This is a genomic window from Mycobacterium simiae, from assembly GCF_010727605.1.
GTDB lineage: Bacteria > Actinomycetota > Actinomycetes > Mycobacteriales > Mycobacteriaceae > Mycobacterium > Mycobacterium simiae.
Window position 1 is genome coordinate 5578346 of sequence record NZ_AP022568.1, and the last position, 17337, is coordinate 5595682.

13 protein-coding genes are annotated in these 17337 nt (G+C 67.2%); 6 read left to right on the forward strand and 7 right to left on the reverse strand.

The genetic code is table 11. The annotated features are described in order from the left end of the window. Positions 1–22 precede the first annotated feature (22 nt). Positions 23–4195: a type VII secretion protein EccC gene (locus tag G6N33_RS25970; protein ID WP_044505822.1), complete on the reverse strand. Its 4173-nt coding sequence runs from the start codon at positions 4193–4195 to the stop codon at positions 23–25. Then, on the reverse strand, positions 4192–5712 hold the full coding sequence (eccB, locus tag G6N33_RS25975; RefSeq protein ID WP_044505820.1) for a type VII secretion protein EccB: 1521 nt from the start codon (positions 5710–5712) through the stop codon (positions 4192–4194). Before eccB ends, G6N33_RS25970 begins: the two co-directional genes overlap by 4 nt. A gap of 409 nt (positions 5713–6121) precedes the next feature. Here eccB and malQ point away from each other — a divergent pair, with 409 nt between their 5' ends. The 3 genes from malQ to G6N33_RS25990 all read left to right on the forward strand — a co-directional run bounded on the left by malQ (position 6122) and on the right by G6N33_RS25990 (position 9147). Further along, positions 6122–8272 (forward strand): 4-alpha-glucanotransferase, encoded by a 2151-nt coding sequence (malQ, locus tag G6N33_RS25980; RefSeq protein WP_044511753.1) that lies wholly within the window; start codon positions 6122–6124, stop codon positions 8270–8272. Positions 8273–8274: 2 nt separating this feature from the next. Continuing rightward, positions 8275–8745, forward strand: coding sequence for a nuclear transport factor 2 family protein (locus tag G6N33_RS25985; protein ID WP_044505819.1), 471 nt, complete (start codon positions 8275–8277; stop codon positions 8743–8745). Between the two features lie 117 nt (positions 8746–8862). Beyond that, positions 8863–9147 carry a hypothetical protein gene (locus tag G6N33_RS25990; protein ID WP_044511752.1) on the forward strand — a complete coding sequence of 95 codons (285 nt, stop codon included), beginning with the start codon at positions 8863–8865 and terminating at the stop codon, positions 9145–9147. Between the two features lie 21 nt (positions 9148–9168). Here G6N33_RS25990 and G6N33_RS25995 read toward each other — a convergent pair whose 3' ends face one another. Both G6N33_RS25995 and G6N33_RS26000 read right to left on the reverse strand, forming a co-directional pair. Then, the gene (locus G6N33_RS25995; protein WP_081661941.1) at positions 9169–9597 is read right to left on the reverse strand and encodes a type II toxin-antitoxin system Rv0910 family toxin; all 429 of its coding nucleotides are present in this window, start codon (positions 9595–9597) and stop codon (positions 9169–9171) included. Between the two features lie 92 nt (positions 9598–9689). Beyond that, positions 9690–10247: a hypothetical protein gene (locus G6N33_RS26000; RefSeq protein WP_044505817.1), complete on the reverse strand. Its 558-nt coding sequence runs from the start codon at positions 10245–10247 to the stop codon at positions 9690–9692. A 216-nt stretch (positions 10248–10463) separates the two neighbouring features. Here G6N33_RS26000 and G6N33_RS26005 point away from each other — a divergent pair, with 216 nt between their 5' ends. Further along, positions 10464–12287 carry a DUF4407 domain-containing protein gene (locus tag G6N33_RS26005; protein ID WP_101528369.1) on the forward strand — a complete coding sequence of 608 codons (1824 nt, stop codon included), beginning with the start codon at positions 10464–10466 and terminating at the stop codon, positions 12285–12287. A gap of 19 nt (positions 12288–12306) precedes the next feature. On the opposite strand, the gene G6N33_RS26010 is transcribed toward G6N33_RS26005, so the two are convergent. After that, entirely contained in the window at positions 12307–13521 is a 1215-nt protein-coding gene (locus G6N33_RS26010) for a cytochrome P450 (RefSeq protein ID WP_044511749.1), read from the reverse strand. A gap of 198 nt (positions 13522–13719) precedes the next feature. Here G6N33_RS26010 and G6N33_RS26015 point away from each other — a divergent pair, with 198 nt between their 5' ends. Next, positions 13720–14274 carry a TetR/AcrR family transcriptional regulator gene (locus G6N33_RS26015; protein ID WP_044505812.1) on the forward strand — a complete coding sequence of 185 codons (555 nt, stop codon included), beginning with the start codon at positions 13720–13722 and terminating at the stop codon, positions 14272–14274. A gap of 4 nt (positions 14275–14278) precedes the next feature. Here the strand turns inward: G6N33_RS26015 and G6N33_RS26020 are convergent, their stop codons facing one another. Together G6N33_RS26020 and G6N33_RS26025 are read right to left on the reverse strand one after the other, a co-directional pair. Next, positions 14279–15112: a DAPG hydrolase family protein gene (locus G6N33_RS26020; RefSeq protein ID WP_044505811.1), complete on the reverse strand. Its 834-nt coding sequence runs from the start codon at positions 15110–15112 to the stop codon at positions 14279–14281. Further along, a complete protein-coding gene (locus tag G6N33_RS26025) occupies positions 15112–16452 on the reverse strand; it encodes an FAD-binding oxidoreductase (protein WP_044505810.1) in 1341 nt (446 codons plus the stop codon). Before G6N33_RS26025 ends, G6N33_RS26020 begins: the two co-directional genes overlap by 1 nt. A gap of 66 nt (positions 16453–16518) precedes the next feature. Between G6N33_RS26025 and G6N33_RS26030 the strand changes: the two genes are divergently transcribed. Continuing rightward, positions 16519–17265, forward strand: coding sequence for an IclR family transcriptional regulator (locus G6N33_RS26030; RefSeq protein WP_044505808.1), 747 nt, complete (start codon positions 16519–16521; stop codon positions 17263–17265). The last annotated feature ends 72 nt before the right edge of the window (positions 17266–17337 follow it).

Sequence of the window (17337 nt, forward strand, 5' to 3'; positions counted from 1 at the left end):
AGCCCCACTCGGCGACTAGCCACTACTTGCGTATTTCGGTCGCCGCCACCTGGACGAACACACCGGTGTCTTCGGCCATCAGCAGGCCTCGACCACGGGGCAGCGGGCCACCCTTCATCTTGCCGCGGATGAAGCCCTCGTCGGGGTCGGCGTCCATCACCAGCAACGGGGTGTTCGCCTGGTGCAGCGCCCGCAGGATCGGGTCGCTGCCCGCCGAGGACCAACCGCCGAAGGTGCGGGTGACCAGGACATGCAGACCGACGTCCGCGGCCCGCGTCACCCACGGAGCGATCTGCTGCAGCGGCGAATCGAAGCCGGGCGGCAGCTGCTGGACGTCGTCGACGATCAGGAAGATCTCCGGGCCGCTCCACCACGACCGCGACAGCAACTCCTCGGCGGACAGACCGGGCGGAGGCTGTCGGGTGGCCAGGGTGGCCGCCAACTCGCCGACCATGGCGTGCACGCCATCCAGGTTGTAGGCGAACCTTTCCACATACTCGGTGCCCAGCGTGGTCAACAGCTGACGGCGCGGGTCGATGAGCCAGACCTGGGCCGACGGCTTGCCCTGTGGCGGTGTCGGTGCGGTGCTGGATCCGGGCGCATACAGCCGACCGATCTCGGACATGATCGTCGCCAGTGTCGTGGTGCGGCCGCACTCGCGTCGGCCGGTCACCATCAAGTGGGCGTTCTCGTTGAAATTGAGGTACACCGGCGCCAAGTCCAATTCCGAGATGGCCCAAGCAATTCCGCCCACACCCACGCCTTGGCGGTGGTCGCGGGCGGCGAGTTCGCGCACCTGCTCCACCCCGAACCGGGCCGGCAGCCGGCGCACCGGCGGCGCCTGGCCGCTTGCCAGCCGGCTGACGGCCGCGATGACACTGTCGGATTCGAAGATCTTGTCGGCGGTGCTGGCCATTGCGGGCCGGGCCACCAGCGTGTGCAGACCCGCCTGCGGATCGCTGTCCAGGCGCACGTAGTTGACCGCAACCATGCCGCGTCCGGGCTTGACCGGAACATCCTTGGCGAAGCGGGAGCGCACCAACTTGGCGTCTTCGACTGCGGCCAGGCGCAATTCGATGCGGGAACCGAACCCGCTACGGACCGGCGGGCGCAGCTCCGATTCGCGGTCGGCCGTCACCACCACGTGCACCCCGAACGAGGGACCCTGGTTGATGATCTGGTTGACCTGTTCGATCAACACCTCGTTCTCCTCGGCGAGCGCGCGGTAGTTGTCGATCACCAGGTAAACGTCGCCGAAGCCGTCGTTGGGTACCGGTCCGGCCTCACCGCCGAACTTGCGGCGGCGGAACACGTCCATCGAGGCGATGCCGTATTCCAGGAAGCTGCGCTTACGGTCACGCACCAGTGCTAGCAACTCGGCCACCGTCCGGCGGACACCGTACGGATCGGTCGGACCGGCGACCTCACCCACGTGCGGAAGACGCGCGATCGTCGTCAACGCCGTGCTGCTGTATGCCAGGCAGTAGAACTGGACTTGCTCGGGCGTGTGGGTCAGCGCCGCGGCGCAGATCAGCGTCTGCAGTGCCGTCGTCTTTCCCGCACCGCCCGCACCCAGGATCAACACGTTGGCGCCCGGCCCGGAAGTGTCGACCGTCCACGGCGGCTGGTCATGCTTGAACGGCCGGTCGATGATGCCGATCGGGAAGACCAGATCCCGGGCGGTGCCGTAATCCTGGTGCCACGGCCGGCCCAGGAATCGGTTGACCAGGTCGTCGATCGCGACCGGCTGGGTCAGCGGCGGCTGCCACAGCCGGTACGGCTCGAAATCGATCTTGCGGAGCTGGTTGATGATCTCCGTGCCGACCTTGGGCGTCCGGATGCCTTCCTCGTCTTCTTCTTCGACCTCGACCGGCTCCCCGTCGAGCAGCTCACCATTGCCGATGATGGCTTCCGGCTCGATCTCCGGCCCGCCGACACTGACCTCGAGCGGCGTGAACGAGGTGGTGAACAGCTGCGGGCGAATGTAATCGATGCTGTGCACCAACACCGGCGCCTCGTCGCCGTCGGCGTCGACACCCCGGGCGTAGTAGTCGCGCCACAGGAACTCCGCCTGGAACCGGACGATGTCCTCCAGGCTCCGACGGAAGTACCCCAAACCGGCCTGTGCGGGCAGGTTGACGGCGTTGGGCACACCGGCGGCCTGTGCCGCGCCCGCGGTGCGGGCTTTGAGCACCAGGCGATAACCCATGTTCTCCATGAGCTTTTCGGCCCGGCTTTCGATGGTCTGCGAGGCCATCATCAGGTGGATCCAGTATGCGCGGCCCTGCCGGCCGATCGAGTCGAGGACGTCGACCGCGGTCGGCATGATGCGGAACCATTCGTAGAACTCGTCGATGACGACGACGAGCATCGGCAGCGGCGGCATGTCCTGGCCGCGGGCCCGCATCCGGGCCCGCACCGAGTTGTATTCCTTGGCGTCGTCGACACCGGCGTTGTCGCACACCGCCTTGCGACGGGCGATCTCGCCCCAGAGCGCGTCCAGGAACCGTTCCATCAGCGCCTGGTCTTCTTCGAGGTCGGTGATGATGCGGGAGACGTGCGGCACCCCGGCGAACGGCTTTACCGCCGACCCACCCTTGAGGTCGGCCAGCACGAACTGCAACTCCTCGGGCGGATGGGCGAGCATGAGCGACTCGATTACGGTGCGCACCAGCGTCGACTTACCGGAACCCGTCGTTCCGGACATGACACCGTGCGGACCGTCGCCGCCCTCGTCCAGCGACTTCATGTCCAGGAACAGCAATTCGCCGTTGTCGGAGCGGTTGCCGAACGGCACCCGCAACCGTGAGCGGCCCATCGTGTCGGTCCGGGAACCCCACAGCGAATCGAAGTCGATGTTGCCTGGATCGTCGATTCCGTAGTAGGACAAGATGTCTCGGGCGCCGATGTGGGCGACCCGCTGGCCGATCTCCTCGTAGGCTTCGGCGAGGCGCCAGTGCGCCAGCTTCTGGGCGAACTCCTCGGCTTCGATGGCGCTGAGCTGGTCGGTCAGCGCGAAGAACCATGGCTTGTCGTCGATCACCATCCAGGTGTCGCGGTCGCGGGGCAGCGCCTCGATCACGCCCTTGTCGTCGAACCGCAGCGTCCGCTCCGGCACCGACGTCCACATGGAAGCCCCGGTCAGGTCGAAGAATGTCACGCCGTCGACACCTTCGGCGCTGATGACGTATTCCCATTGCGGGTCAACAACATCGGCGATGATCACGGTGTGCGGTGTCGGCGTCTGCGCCGACGAGCTGGCGTGGCGGGGCGTGAAAGATCCACGCCCGGCGAACAATTCAGCCTGCTCGGCGGCGAATTCGCGCACCGAGCTGTAGACCATCCGCGCGTTGCCGGCCGCGTCCTGGCGACGGGAGTCACCGAAGTGCGGAAGCCACTTGACCCAATCCCATTCGTCCAAGTCCGAACTGACCACGACCATCTGCACGTGGTCGGGGCCGTGCGAGAAGGCCAACTGGCAGACGATCGCCCGCATCAGACCCAAGACTTGCGGACGGTCGCCGACTAGCGCGTACCAGGGCTCGACGAGCAGCGAGACCATCTTGGGCAGGTTGTAGACGACGCTTTGGTAGCGACCGAATTCCTGCAGCGCCTTGCCGGTCACGGGTTCGAGCTCGATGTCGGTCGGCATGTTCTGGGGCTCACCCCAGGTCACCTCGGGCCGGGTCATCCCCACGCCGACACGGACGACACCGAAGTTGAGGTCCTTACCGTCGGGCTTGCGTTCCCACATCCGCGACGATCCCACCGCGGCGCTCAGGGTGTCCGGCGCCGGGTGGAACCAGCGGTAGTTGGCGTCCATGCTGTCGGCCGACTCGTGCGCGGTTTCCCGCAGCATGTCCAGCATCAGCATGAACTGGGCGCGCATCGAGTCGAGCTTGGGACGGCTCATCTGCTGCTGACCGCCGAACCGACCGCCGAACATCATCATCGCGACGCCACCGATCATGAAGATCGGGAAGATCGCGCCGGCGCCACCGAATACGCGGGAGCCGCTGGCGAACGTCATGGCGATCATGCCGATCAGCAAGCCGACCACCAGCACGCCAACCACGACCATCCACCAGGGCTTACCCTCCGGCGGGGGAATGCTCAGCGGTGTCGGCAGGACGATGTTTTCCGGCTTGATGACCGGCGGCTTCTCCGGTTGCGGCCGGGCAAATCCACGCTTCACTTCGGTACCACCAACTCTGCAGGGGATGTATCCATCGGGAGGGTGTCGTGCTGCACCAACGCATCAGCCCTGGACAACGTCGGGCCCTGCGGAAGGAGTCGGAGGGCCACCCACGGCGCCAAACTCGGTGTGGTTTGCAAGCCCAAGGCCTCACGCACCTCACGGGTATCGTCGACGCCGAATCGAGCACCGGCATCGGTCAACCACCATAGCGATTCGGTGGTTTTGGCGCCGGGATCGTTACCGGTGACGGCCACGAAGTTGGCGAAGTTGGGTCCGAAATAGACCTGGTCGGCGGTGCGGCCGGTGGTGTCGGACTTCACCAGCGAGACGACCTTTTTCGTCTCGGACTGGGAGACCGGGATGGTCGGGCCGGACACCACCTGGATGCGAGCCCGATTTTCACCGCTGGTCTTCTGCCACCACCAGCAGGTCGACGGATTCTCGCGCAGGTCGGTGACATTCAACGGGTTGTCGGGGTAGGACGACAGGTCCAGTTTGTTGACCACCGGCATCTTCGCCAGCGCGGCCGGTTCCACGGTCACCGGCTTGCTGTTGTTCGCACCGCCGGCGTTCTGCATGATCTGGGCGACCAGCGGTGGCAGGGTCTGCACACCATCGGCAAGCACCAGCGAATACTGTTGCGGCCCACTGATTTGCGGCGTGACGAGGATCGTCCCGATCGGGCCCGGCGCGCCGGGGAAGGTCGCCGGGGCGCCCGCGTTCTGCACCTCCGGGACGGTCAGCTCGGGACCGACCGGCAACGCGTCGAACAGGGCGCGGCTCATCGGCTTGGCCATGCTGATTTGTTCGGGCGTCAATCCCAGCGGCAACAACACCGAGCGGTTGGCCGCGTCGATGCGCGACCGGCGCCCCTCCCGGATCACCCAGGTGTCGCCGCTGTAGCTCAACACCACCGCGTCCGAGCCGTTCAGGACCCGGCGGCGGTTGCTGAGGTCGGGCGTGCCGTCGATCACCGTGACCGTCACACCCGAGGGCGAGCCGACGCCGGTCGAGCCGGCCACCGTGTCACAGATCAGCCAGGACGACGACGTCGGAGTCTTCGCCCCGAAGGTTGATGGCGCGCCCGGGATGCCCACCATGGGACCGCGCGGAATGTTGGCGATCTGGCTGGACCGCACCAGGTGCGGGTTGTCCGGGCGTCCGGTGATCAACCGGGCCGATGCCAGGTTCAGCGCCGGGTAGAGCTTGTCGCCGACGCGGACATACAGCGCCCCGGAGTCGCGGTCAGCGATGATCGGCGAGTCGCCGACCTGTCCGGCCGGGCTGATGAACGAGTACAGCAGCGCACCCAGGCAGATCACCACCGCCGCGGACACCGACGCGACAATGGCCAGCGTCTGCCGTCGTCCCGGCTCGACCTCCATGCGGACCCGCCACCGGGTCAGCGCCATGGACGTCCGGCGTGCGAGGAATTGATAGCCGGTCACCTGCGTGCGCGTCGATAACCCGAGGCCGTACCCCGAGCCGCGCTGCCCGCGACTGTCTTCCGCCACTAATTCACCATCCGGTCTGTGAGAACGCCTGGACACCGTCCAGCGCGCGAATTACATCGATAACGGTAAGCCACGCGCAATGACCTCGCCATGTAGCGCAATGTGGCGTTCACTCCCAAGCCTTGTCGTGTCCATCGATCCGGTCGCCCGCATTGTGGCGATCGCGGCGGCCGCCATCCTGGCAAGCGCCGCTGAGCTGGCGATTTCCACGTCCCACGGAATCCCCCGGCCCGGATAATTCGTATGCCCACTGGGATCGTAGCGGCGCACGGCCACCCCGTCCTGTCGAGCGGGCACCCCGGCGGAGCCCGCGCCACCGGGTGTGATCCGCACGGGTACGCGGGGGCCAGCAAAATCGTCGGGCCTCCCCCGCGTCGTGCCGCACGGGGTTTGGCAGCAAGATGACAGCATGAGTGAGCTCGCCCCGTCGTTGGTCGAACTTGCCGGGCGGTTCGGCATCGCCACCCAATTCGACGACTGGACGGGGCGTCGGGTGCAGATCTCGGAGAGCACGCTGGTCGCCGTGCTCGGCGCGCTCGGCGTGGCCGCCGGCACGGAACAAGAACGCAACGAGGCTCTGGCGGCGCAATTGCGCTCGTATTGGGCGCGGCAGTTGCCGGCGACCATTGTCGCGCGCACCGGTACGCCGACTCGGTTCTGGGTGCATGTCACGCACGGGGATCCTGCCGAGGTGCTGCTGCGTCTCGAGGATGGCACGGTGCACGGCGGCGTAGGGCAGGTCGACAACTTCACCCCGCCGTTCAATCTGGACGGGCGGTGGGTCGGCGAGGCCAGCTTCATGCTTCCGGCCGACCTGCCGCTGGGCTATCACCGCGTGCACCTGCGGTCCAGGGGTACCGAGACCAGCGCGGCCCTGATCGTGACGCCGGACTGGCTCGGTGTGCCGGAGCAGCTCGGCGCTCGACGAGCCTGGGGCCTGGCCGCTCAGCTGTACAGCGTGCGGTCCGAGCAGTCCTGGGGCGTCGGCGATCTCACCGACTTGGCCGACTTGGCGGTGTGGTCGGCCGCCCGGCACGGCGCCGACTACCTGCTGGTCAACCCGCTGCACGCGGCCCAGTTCTCGGGGCCATCCGCGCGGATGGAGCCGTCGCCGTATCTTCCGACCTCGCGGCGGTTCTTCAACCCGCTCTACCTGCGCGTCGAGGCCATCCCCGAGTACGGCAGCCTGGCCAAGCGCGGGCGGCTGCGACGGCTGCGGGAGCGAGTCCAACAGCACGCCGACGGTGTCGATGCCATCGACCGAGACACGGCGTGGGCAGCCAAGCGGGAGGCGTTGACGGTGCTCTACCGGGCACCGAGGTCGGCCGGCCGCGAGCTGGCCTATGCCGCCTTCCGCGAGCGCGAAGGCCGAGCCCTCGACGACTTCGCGGTGTGGTGCGCGCTGGCCGAAAAGTACGGCGGCGACTGGCGCACCTGGCCGGATTTCCTGCGCCACCCCACGGCCATCGGGGTGGCCAGGTTCGCCGCAAAACATGCGGAGGCAATCGATTTTCACCGCTGGCTGCAGTGGCAGCTCGACGAACAATTGGCCGCGGCCCAGTCGCAGGCCGTTCGCGCCGGGATGGCACTGGGCATCATGCATGACCTGGCCGTCGGCGTTCATCCCTGCGGCGCCGACGCCTGGGCCCTGCAGGATGTGCTGGCGCTGGGGGTGACGGCGGGGGCGCCGCCCGATGAGTTCAACCAGCGGGGCCAGGATTGGTCGCAACCGCCGTGGCGCCCGGATCGGCTGGACGAGCACGAGTACCGGCCGTTCCGGGCGCTGATCCGGGCGGTGCTGCGCCATGCCGGCGGCGTGCGCATCGACCACATCATCGGGTTGTTTCGGCTGTGGTGGATCCCGGAGGGGGCGCCGCCCACCGACGGCACCTACGTGCGCTATGACCACGAGGCGATGGTCGGCATCGTCGCGCTGGAAGCGCACCGCGCCGGGGCATTGGTGGTCGGCGAGGATCTCGGCACCGTGGAGCCCTGGGTACGCGATTACCTCTTACTCCGCGGCGTGCTGGGCACTTCGATTCTGTGGTTCGAGCTGGACCGGGAGGGAACCGGTGGTCCCCTGCCCGCCGAACGCTGGCGCGAGTACTGCCTGTCCTCGGTGACCACTCACGATCTGCCGCCCACCGCCGGTTATCTCGCCGGCGACCACGTCCGGTTGCGGGAGTCGCTGGGTTTGTTGACCCGGCCGGTCGCCGAGGAGCTCGAAGCCGACCGGACCGAGTTGGCGGGTTGGCTGGGCGAGCTGCGGCGGGTAGGTCTGCTCGCCGCCGACGACGACGATCCGGAGCGCGTGGTTGTCGCCCTCTACCGCTACCTGGGTAGAACGCCGTCCCGGCTGCTCGGGGTGGCGCTGACCGACGCGGTCGGAGATCGGCGGACGCAGAATCAGCCCGGCACCACCGACGAGTATCCGAACTGGCGCGTCCCGCTGACCGGTCCGGACGGTCGCCCGGTCAAGCTCGAGGACGTGTTCACCGATCGGCGGGCCGCCGCCCTGGCCGAGGCGGTCCGCATGACGCTCGCGCCGCCGACGATCTAGCCATGACCGTTTCCGCGGACGACCGGGCCGCTCTCGCCGATTTGGTGCACCGATATGCCGCCGGCGTCGACGATCGCCAATTCGATGCTGTCGCATCGCTTTTCACGGTCGACGCCCAACTGATAGTGCCAGAACCGCCGAATATCCTGACCCCCGTTCACCCGCACCGCGGACGGCCGGCCATCGCGAAAGCGCTGGCGGCGGTCGCCACGGTCACGCGTACCGAGCACGCGATTGTCGGTGAGGTGTATGACGCGGACCCACCGTCGGACACTGCGCGCGGGCGCGTCGCATGCGTAGCCCATCACTGGACACAGCGCGCCGACGACGTGCTCGACGTGATCTGGCATCTGCGCTACGACGACGAGTACGTGTCGAGCGCGAACGGATGGCGGATCCACCGGCGCGCATTGACCGTCCACGCCATCGAAGCGCGACCCGTGCGGAAGGTGTTGCCGCCCGATCGGGGCTGACCGCCACCCGCCCACATGGCGCTCGGTGCATCGAAATCGTTTGGCCAGGCCGTCTTCGGGTAGCTAGCGGAAAGGAGCTACGCACGCGGCGAACGCACACAAGCTATGGAGGCGCTGATGGAGCACAACAGCCGCAACCCGGTCAGCGATGGGGCAAACACCCGGCCTGATGGGCCCCCGCAGGATTCGGTGCGCGCCCCGGGACTTCTCGTCGTCGCGGCCGCCGTCCTGGCGCTGGCGGTATGTGTTGCCAACTTCGCCCTCGGCCAGGTTGGTGCGGGGGTGACCGCTGCGATCGTCGGACTGATGGCCCTGGGAGCCGGCCTGGACTGGCTGGGCATGGACCGCAGACGGATCCGTCAGGCCGAACGCGAGTGGTTCGCCAGCCATCCAGGCCGGTGAGTGCCGGCGTTAATGCGCGAGTTAGTGCAGGGCGGCGAGGTTTTCCACCGATTTGCGGACATCCGAGCGCAGCACGCGGGCCACGACCTTGCCGATCGGCCCGCTGAGCACCCCACCGCTGATGTCGGCGTTGAGGTGAAATATCGACCCAGGGTGCGTGTCGGTGACGTCCATGGCCACGGTGAGCCGGATCCCGCCCCGCCCGCGGCCTTGCAGCTCAATCGATTTGGGTTCGTCGTAGCGGGTCACCGTCCAATGCACGACGTTGCGGAAGCCCTTCACTTTGATGCACGACGAGATCTTGGTTCCTTGCTCGATCGTGGACGGTATCTCGCCGCGCCAGCCACCGAAGATCGTCATCCATTCGCCGAAGCGGCCCAGATCGGAGGCCAACTTCCAGGCGGCGGCGGGGTTCAGCTCCGACGAAGTCGAAACGTCTACTTGTGCCAAGGCTTGTCGCTCCTCGTAGGATGGGGGCCTGGTTCGCGGCCGTTCGGCCCCGCATACCCGCGCGGGCGGAACTGGTAAACGCTGCCGGCGTATTAGGGCCAGGCCTCGGTCAGTTTTTCGGCCACATCGATGACTTGTGCGGCTTGCGATTCCGGCGCATCGATTTCGTCGGCGACGTACTGGGCGATGAAGCGGCGGATCTCCCCGTCCACACCGGCCAGGATCCGCAAGATTTCACCCCGAAAAGACTTTGACGACACATTGACCGTGATGTCGGAGGGCCGCGGCTTCGCGACGTCGACGATCAGCACCAGGGGCTCGGCGGCCCGGGCCGTGGCGCGCAAGGCGATATCGCCGGAGACCTGGAATCGCTGCTTGTCCAGCCGCAGGTCGAGCAGCAAGTCGATGGACAGCGGGATGTGGATGACGAAGGTGATGCTGTCGCCCAGCCGCCGGGTCACCCGCGGATCGTGAATCTTGACATTCGCGCTCACCTTGGCGATTCCGCCGGGTCCCTGGGCGATCGGTTCCATCGCGAACTCATTGCCGGCTATTTCGGCGAACGCCGCGGCGACCCGCTCCGGGGTGACGGCGACCTCGAAGAACCTGCGTCCGAACTCTTCGTAGGTCAGGTAGTCGTAGTTCTGCATAGGCTTATACCGTCTCACGCTCCCTACCGGAAATTTCGCTGATCCGGCCGCGTCGCAGGAATTTTGCGTCGGATACCCGTGCCGGGGCCGAGCATGCGCGACGGCTCGCCCGGCACATGTTTGCTGGTGCTGTGAAGAAGACCACATGCCGGCGCTTCGATTCGGTGTGTCGGGTGGTCAGCTGGGAGGCTGGTTAGTCGGGAGGTGTTGAGTTTGATGGGCGCCCACGAGGTAACCGAGCAGCGCTCAGCCGTCTCCCGGGTCGAGGAGGTTCTAACCTGGCTCGGCGGCGGGCACTGGCGAGACCTGGGCGAGCGGCATGAGCGGTCGACCCATGTAGTCGCGGGCGCCGTGGTGATGCTGGGGGCGGCTTTGGCGTGGGCTGTCGCGGCGTTGGCCCTGCACGCTGCTACCCGCGGCCCGGTGGCTGCGCTGACTGCGATTGTCGTCGGCACGTTCGGGTTCGGACTACTGGTCGGGGCGGTGACGCGCGGCATCGCGAGCGGGCCGCGTCGCGGCCGGACCGGCATCATGGGCCGTGCACTCGTTGCGGTTGCCCTCGGCGTCATGGTCGGTGAGCTCGCCGCGCTCGCGGTGTTTTCCCGGTCGATCGATCATCGTCTCGACGAACGGGCGCTACGCACCGCCGATTCGGTGCCGGCAGTCGCGCAACCGTCGGCCATCCTGCAACAGGCGCGCAATGCCCGCGGCGCACTCGACGACGCCGTCGCACAGGCCCGCGTCCGTCAGGACAATGCGTTGGTCGTCGCTCGCTGCGAATACCACCCCAGCCCCCAGTGCCCACAGACTCGGATCACCGGCGACCCCGGTTCGGGTCCCGAAACCCGGACTGCCAACGAGCTTCTCGCCGACGCACAGCGTGAGCTCGATGCGGCGTTGGCGGCTCGAGCTGGTCAGGCCCCCGAATTGGACGCCACCATTTCGCGCCAGGAGCAGGTCGTCGCCGAGGCTCGGCGACGAGTGCTTGCCGATGCACACCCCGACGGCCTCGGCGCGCGGTGGATCGCCATGAATGACCTGACCCTCGCCAGCACCGGGGCGCTGATCCTGCGACTGGCGACGGTCGCATTCTTCGTGTTGGTGTACTTGCTGCCGCTCATCCTGCGGGCGTGGCGCGGCGAGACGACCTACGACCGCCACGCGAGGGCCCGCGCCGAGCGCGAGCGCGCCGAGCTCGACTCGGACACCGCGATCGCGATTAAGCGGGCCGAAGTTCGTCGCGAGGCCGAGATCCTGTGGGCCGAACACCAACTCACTCAGGCGCGGCTGGCCATCGAGGCGCAGATCGAGATCGACCGCGAGCAGCAACGCCGTCGGGTCGCCGCAGCCGTCGAGGGTCCTCGGTCGCCGTCGTCGCGGGCGCCGCTCGAACCGGTCCCCAACGAAGACCACGAGGACCACGAGGCCGACGGGGAGATGTATCTTCCGATCGCCGCCGAGGCCGAGGCCGCCAGCCGAGCCATCGCCGAAATCACTTCTGGCGCAGACCAATCCGATACACCGCCGACGCCGAGGAACCTGCCGGCGCAGATTGAGCCGGCCGGCGAGGTAGAGATGCCGGCGGAACGCGCCGCACCGCTGATCCCCTCGCTGCCCGACGCGACCCGGGCGGCGGCGCGCTGGATTCGCCCGCTGGTGCCGCCCATTCTCACGCGCGTGATCGACAACACAGCCGCGCCGCTGCGCACCGCGCGCCAGGTGTTCGAAGAGGTCGAAGAGATCACGTTCTCCCTCAAGCGCAGTCGCAAGGTGACGGTCCATTCGGAGAGCTCCGAGCGCGACGAACAGCCTCGAAGCTCGGCTGTGACCCCCGACACCCCCGCGGCTTCGCGCGGGTATCCGGCCGATCGGGTCGGCGGGCGCGACGAGCGCTCCCCGTTAGGGCTCACCACCGCCGACGTCGAGGATCGGTCCTTGAGTGCCGCGGCGGGGGAACGCCCGCGTCAGTTGCCGCACCGCAACGGCCCGACCGAACTGGGCGCGCCCGAAAGTCCGCGCCAGCTGCCGCCCGGAACGTAGGCCAGAGTAGTTCCCCGCCTCAGCGCACGGCGAGTTCGAGTCGCTGCAGCCGCCGGACCAGCAGGCTGGGCAACCAGGGCCCCACGCCGGAGGGTTCGATGCTCGTGGTTCGGTCAAGCAGCAGGCGCAGCGCGATCGTGGCCTCCAGGCGCGCCAGCGCGGCACCGACACAGAAGTGCGCGCCCTTGCCGAAGCTGATGTGCCCCTTGGTTTCCGCACGGTCGAGCAGGAACTCGCCGGGTCTCTCGAAATGCGCGGGATCGCGGTTAGCGGCTCCCCAGAGCAGCAACAGACGCGAGCCCGCGGGCAGGGTGACTCCGGCCAGGGTGGTGTCGTGTCGCACGTGTCGATAGTGGCCGCGAAATGGAGGCTCAAACCGCAACGTCTCTTCGATGAATGCTGGTAACAGGCTCGGGTTTTCCCGCACCTGCCGTTGGATGTCGGGACGCTGCGCCAGTATCCAGGCCGCACTGCCCAGCAGCGACGCCGTCGACTCTCCCCCGGCGGCGAACAGGATCAGCATGATGGCCTGTGCGGTGAAGGCATCCACGTCACCGGCGGCGCAGGCCGTCGCGAGCTCGCCCAGCAGATTGTCCTGCGGATCGGTTGCGGCGCTGTCGAATTGGGCGTTGATGTAGCCGCTGAGTTCCATGACGGCGATGCCGGCGCTGGCCAGTTGTTCCTCGTCGATCAGCCCTTCCAGCATTTGGGTGGCGGCGTACCCCCATCGCACCAGTTGTGCGGTGTCGGTCACGGGCACCCCGATCAATTCGGCTACCACCATCATCGGCAAGGTGTTGGCGACCGCGTCCATCCATTCGATGTGCCCGTTGCACAGCCCGTCGTTCCAGAGCCGATCCGCGGTCTCGGCGGCGAACTGCTCGATCGCACGGATCCGCCGGGCGGCCAGGTGCCGGACCAGTAGCTTGCGGTGCACGGCGTGGGCGGGATCGTCGGCGGTCGCCAGGACGTGTGTCGGTCCGTCCAGCACATCCATCTCGAAGGCCTTGACGGTGCCCTCGGCGGTGTAGGTCATCGTGGCGGTGAGGTTCGACGAAAAGTCCTCGGGCCGGCCGATGACCTCGTTGACGGCGTCCCACCCGCATACGGCATAGAACCCGGAGTCGGCGATCCGGTGTACCTGCCCGGCGGCACGCATACGCTCGTACAGCGGGTAGGGATCTTGCAGCGCGTCGGGGCCGAAGAATGCGCCCGCCTGGGTCACCGCTTCCACCGAGGTCACCACCTCAGCTTCGGAACGCGATAACCCCACGTCAACACCGATTTGCAAAGTTGACATCGGCCGATCGGTGGTTCCGCGCCCAGTCGTCTCAAGCGTGGCCCGGACCTGCGGCGACACTGAGACGATTCCCATTTTGCGTCTCATTATGAGATAAAGATGTATTGCTTCTCGCAGACGGGGGCACCGAGGATGGCCCGAGCCGATTGGTTGGTCGGTGGCGACCGGCGCGCGCTGGCCACCGAGCGCATTTATGCGGCCGCCACCGAAATGCTCACCCGCGAGGGCTTCGAGAGATTCGACATCGACGCGCTGGCCAAGCGCGTCCACTGCTCGCGCGCCACGGTGTACCGCTACGCCGGCGGCAAGGCTGAGATCCGCGACGCGGTCATCACCCGGGCCGCATCGCGCATTGTCGAAACGGTGCGCACCACCGTCGAGAATCTGAGCGGAGCGCAGCGGGTCGTCACCGCAATCACGGTGGCGCTCAAACTGATCCGCGCCGACCCGCTGTATCACCTGATGATCAGTCCGGTCCGGGTCGACGAGATGGCCTGGCTGACCGAGTCGCCGCTGCTGTCCGAGTTCGCCACCGATCTCACCGGGCTCACCGACGGCGACTCGCAGGCCGCCCACTGGGTGGTGCGCATCGTGCTGTCGCTGATGTCCTGGCCGGTCGGCGACGACGAGGTCGAATACCAACTGGTGCAGCGTTTCGTCGCCCCGGCCTTCACCGACTCCGGCTGACGGGCTACTCGTCGCCGAACGCGGCGTAGAGCTCCGGCAGGAAGCCGGCCAGATGATTCATCTCCTGCGCGCAATGCACCAGCAGGTTGCGGGCGTTGGCTTCCGGGCTGCCCAAGACCCGAGCCGCGATCGGACGCACCGCCCGCGACGCGACGCCGGGGGCACCGCGTACCGCAATATGGGGACCGCCCATCCAGAATCGGGACCGCATCTCCGACCCGTCCGGGGTCGAGCGGACGTGATGGATGAACCAGCCGACATCCACCGGCGCATCGCTGGCACCCAACCGGGCACAGATCGCCACGGCGTCGGCTTCGTCGGGCGGACAGCCCAGCTCCGGCGGCGCCAGGAATTGAATCGCACCGTTGAGCATCGTCGACCCGATGTACTCGCTGATCAACGACCAGCGCCCGATGTACCGCTCGGCACCTCGGGGCTCGTAGTCCTCGCCGTCCTGGCACCCCGGTTTCCCCTCGTCCTTCCAGGCCGCGGACAGATGCGCCCGCGGGTGCCACAACTTGTAGCGGCGGGTGTCGCTGCCGTGCCAGCCGAACCACCACGACCACATCGCCGGTGTGACGCCGGGCATGTCGGTGCGCACCGCGACGTGATAGCTCCCGTCGTCGAGCAGACCGTAGCCGTTCTCGGTCTGCTGATACCCGTCATCGGCGACGGTCGCGGCGTCCGGAAAGGAGACCAACGCCATCCCGCCCTGCGGTCCGTGTTCAAGCGCACGGACCACATGCGTTGGCAGCGCGGCCATCTCGGGATTGAAGAACTTGCCGAACGGCGTGTTCGCGTCGTCGTCACGGTAGCCGAGGTACAGTTGGCCGCCCATCAGAGTCGTCCCATCCAACTGTTGAACAGACCATCGGGATCGTAGGCGGCCCGTATTTTGTCGAGGCGCTCCATCGCCTCGTCGCTGGCGAACCGTGCGGGACGCTGGCCGAGGTTTTCGTCGGCCAGCTGAATCCCGGTCGCCAGGTGCGACATCGCGGCCATGTTGGACCGGGCCCAGTCGCCGTACCGTGGATCGTCGGACTCGTTCTTCCAGGCACCGTAGAGCGCGAGGTAGACCTCGTCTTCGATGCTGTAGGCCATGTCTGGCCGCTTCGGCGACGGTCCCCAGTTCAGCCACAGGAAGTGCGACGGGTGGTCGGGGATCGTGTCGATGATCCGGTGGATGCCCGGCAGTAGGTCTGCCGCGGGCGCCGACGTCCACATGTTGTCCGCGACGTAGCGGTAGTCGGACAGGTAGTTGCTCATCACCGCCGTGTACCAGGTGGGCATATCGGTTGGCAGGTAAGGAATCTTGACCAGCGCCTTGTCGATCACCGGCACGGTGTCGAAGATGGCCAACGCTTCCTCGGCTTCTTTGTCGGTGTCGGCAAACGCCGGCGAGGCAAAGGTGATGGCCGGGGTGTCGAGGTTCATGCTCGGCACGCTGCGGCTCGCGACGATCTGCATTTCGACCCGGCGGTCGACCTCGGCGCTGACGTTGCGAGCCCAGGTGTAGATCTCGTCGGCCAGCTCGATCGGATAGACGTAGACACTGGTGCCGCAGGCGCCCGGGCGTGGATACAGCTTGAGGTAGAACGAGGTGACGACACCGAAGAAGCCCGGCCCGGCGCCGCGCGCGGCCCAGTACAGGTCACTGTGATTGTCTGCGTCGCAATGGATTAACTCCCCCTCGGCGGTCACCACGTCCAGGCCGATGACGTTCTCGCAAGCCAACCCCCAGACACGGCTGTTCCAGCCGTATCCGCCCTGCAGCAGGTAGCCGCCGAGGCACACGCCCTTGCAGTGCCCGGCGGGAAAGAAGAGATTCTGGGCCTGCAACTCACTCATCAGGATGCTGCCGCCCTTGCCCGGCCCGACGATGGCGACATGCTTGTCGACATCGATGGTGGCGTGGTCGATCCGCTTGACGTCGATCAACACCGCCCCATCGCGAAGGTGGTTGGCCGCCCAACTGTGGCCCCCGGACCGAATGTTGACCTTGAGGCGGTTGGTCTTGGCGTAGCGCAGGGCGGCGACGATGTCCTCGGTGTCGACAGCCTGCACGATCACCTCCGGATATCGACCGGGCACCCGCTGATTCCAGACCGTGCCGCGACGGGCAGGTTCGTACCCCTCGTCGCCGCGCTTGAAGTGTCGACCTACAGGTAACGCAGCCACGGGGACCTCCTAAGATCCACCTACCGGTCCTTGATAGTCCGGAATGCGGCACACTATAGTTGACTGATGCGGCCCAGGGAACCCATTTCGTCTTCCAGCCGTGACGAAGGCATCCAGGTGCTGCGTCGCGCCGCCGCGGCATTGGATGAGATCGCCTCCGAGCCGGGCGAACTCCGGTTGGTGGACCTCGGTGAACGCCTCGGATTGGCCAAGTCGACGGCGCGCCGCCTCCTCGTCGGCCTCGTCGAAGTGGGGCTGGCCAGCGTCGACGCGCAGGGTCACTTCTCGCTGGGCGAGCGCCTGCTCGGGTTCGGCAGTGCCGGCGGAGCGCATGTCGCGGCAATCTTCCGGCCGACCATCGAGGAGGTGGCCAGGGCGACCGATGGCGAAACCGTCGATCTTTCGGTGTTGCGTGGCCACCGGATGTGGTTTGTCGACCAGGTCGAATCGTCCCATCGGCTGCGGGCGGTCTCGGCTGTTGGCGTGCGATTCCCGCTCGAGGTGACAGCCAACGGCAAGGCGGCGCTGGCGGTTCTCGACGACACCGATGTCGAGGCGATGCTCGCACGGTTTGGCGCCGGCGTCGCGCACCCCCTGCGGCGCGAGATCACCGAGATCCGGCGTACCGGAGTAGCTTTCGATCGCGGCGAGCACACGCCGGGTATTTCGGCAGCCGCGATTGCACGACGGGCCATGGGAGGCAACGTCGTTGCTGTCTCTGTTCCGGCGCCTACCGAACGCTTCCTGAACAAGGAGCAGCGCATCGTGGCCGCATTGCGTGCCGCGGCGGAGTCACCGGCATGGAGTCGATGACGGCGTCAGCCGAGCAACCTCATCGCCCGCCTGATTCGGCCGCGACGCCGCCGCGAGCCTCGCGACCTAGCC

Excerpts from the sequence above, each read along its gene's own strand:
- malQ (WP_044511753.1), top strand. The coding sequence starts at position 6,122 with ATGAGTGAGCTCGCCCCGTCGTTGGTCGAACTTGCCGGGCGGTTCGGC.
- G6N33_RS25985 (WP_044505819.1), top strand. The coding sequence starts at position 8,275 with ATGACCGTTTCCGCGGACGACCGGGCCGCTCTCGCCGATTTGGTGCAC.
- G6N33_RS25990 (WP_044511752.1), top strand. The coding sequence starts at position 8,863 with ATGGAGCACAACAGCCGCAACCCGGTCAGCGATGGGGCAAACACCCGG.
- G6N33_RS26000 (WP_044505817.1), bottom strand. The coding sequence starts at position 10,247 with ATGCAGAACTACGACTACCTGACCTACGAAGAGTTCGGACGCAGGTTC.
- G6N33_RS26005 (WP_101528369.1), top strand. The coding sequence starts at position 10,464 with ATGGGCGCCCACGAGGTAACCGAGCAGCGCTCAGCCGTCTCCCGGGTC.
- G6N33_RS26015 (WP_044505812.1), top strand. The coding sequence starts at position 13,720 with ATGGCCCGAGCCGATTGGTTGGTCGGTGGCGACCGGCGCGCGCTGGCC.
- G6N33_RS26020 (WP_044505811.1), bottom strand. The coding sequence starts at position 15,112 with ATGGGCGGCCAACTGTACCTCGGCTACCGTGACGACGACGCGAACACG.
- G6N33_RS26030 (WP_044505808.1), top strand. The coding sequence starts at position 16,519 with ATGCGGCCCAGGGAACCCATTTCGTCTTCCAGCCGTGACGAAGGCATC.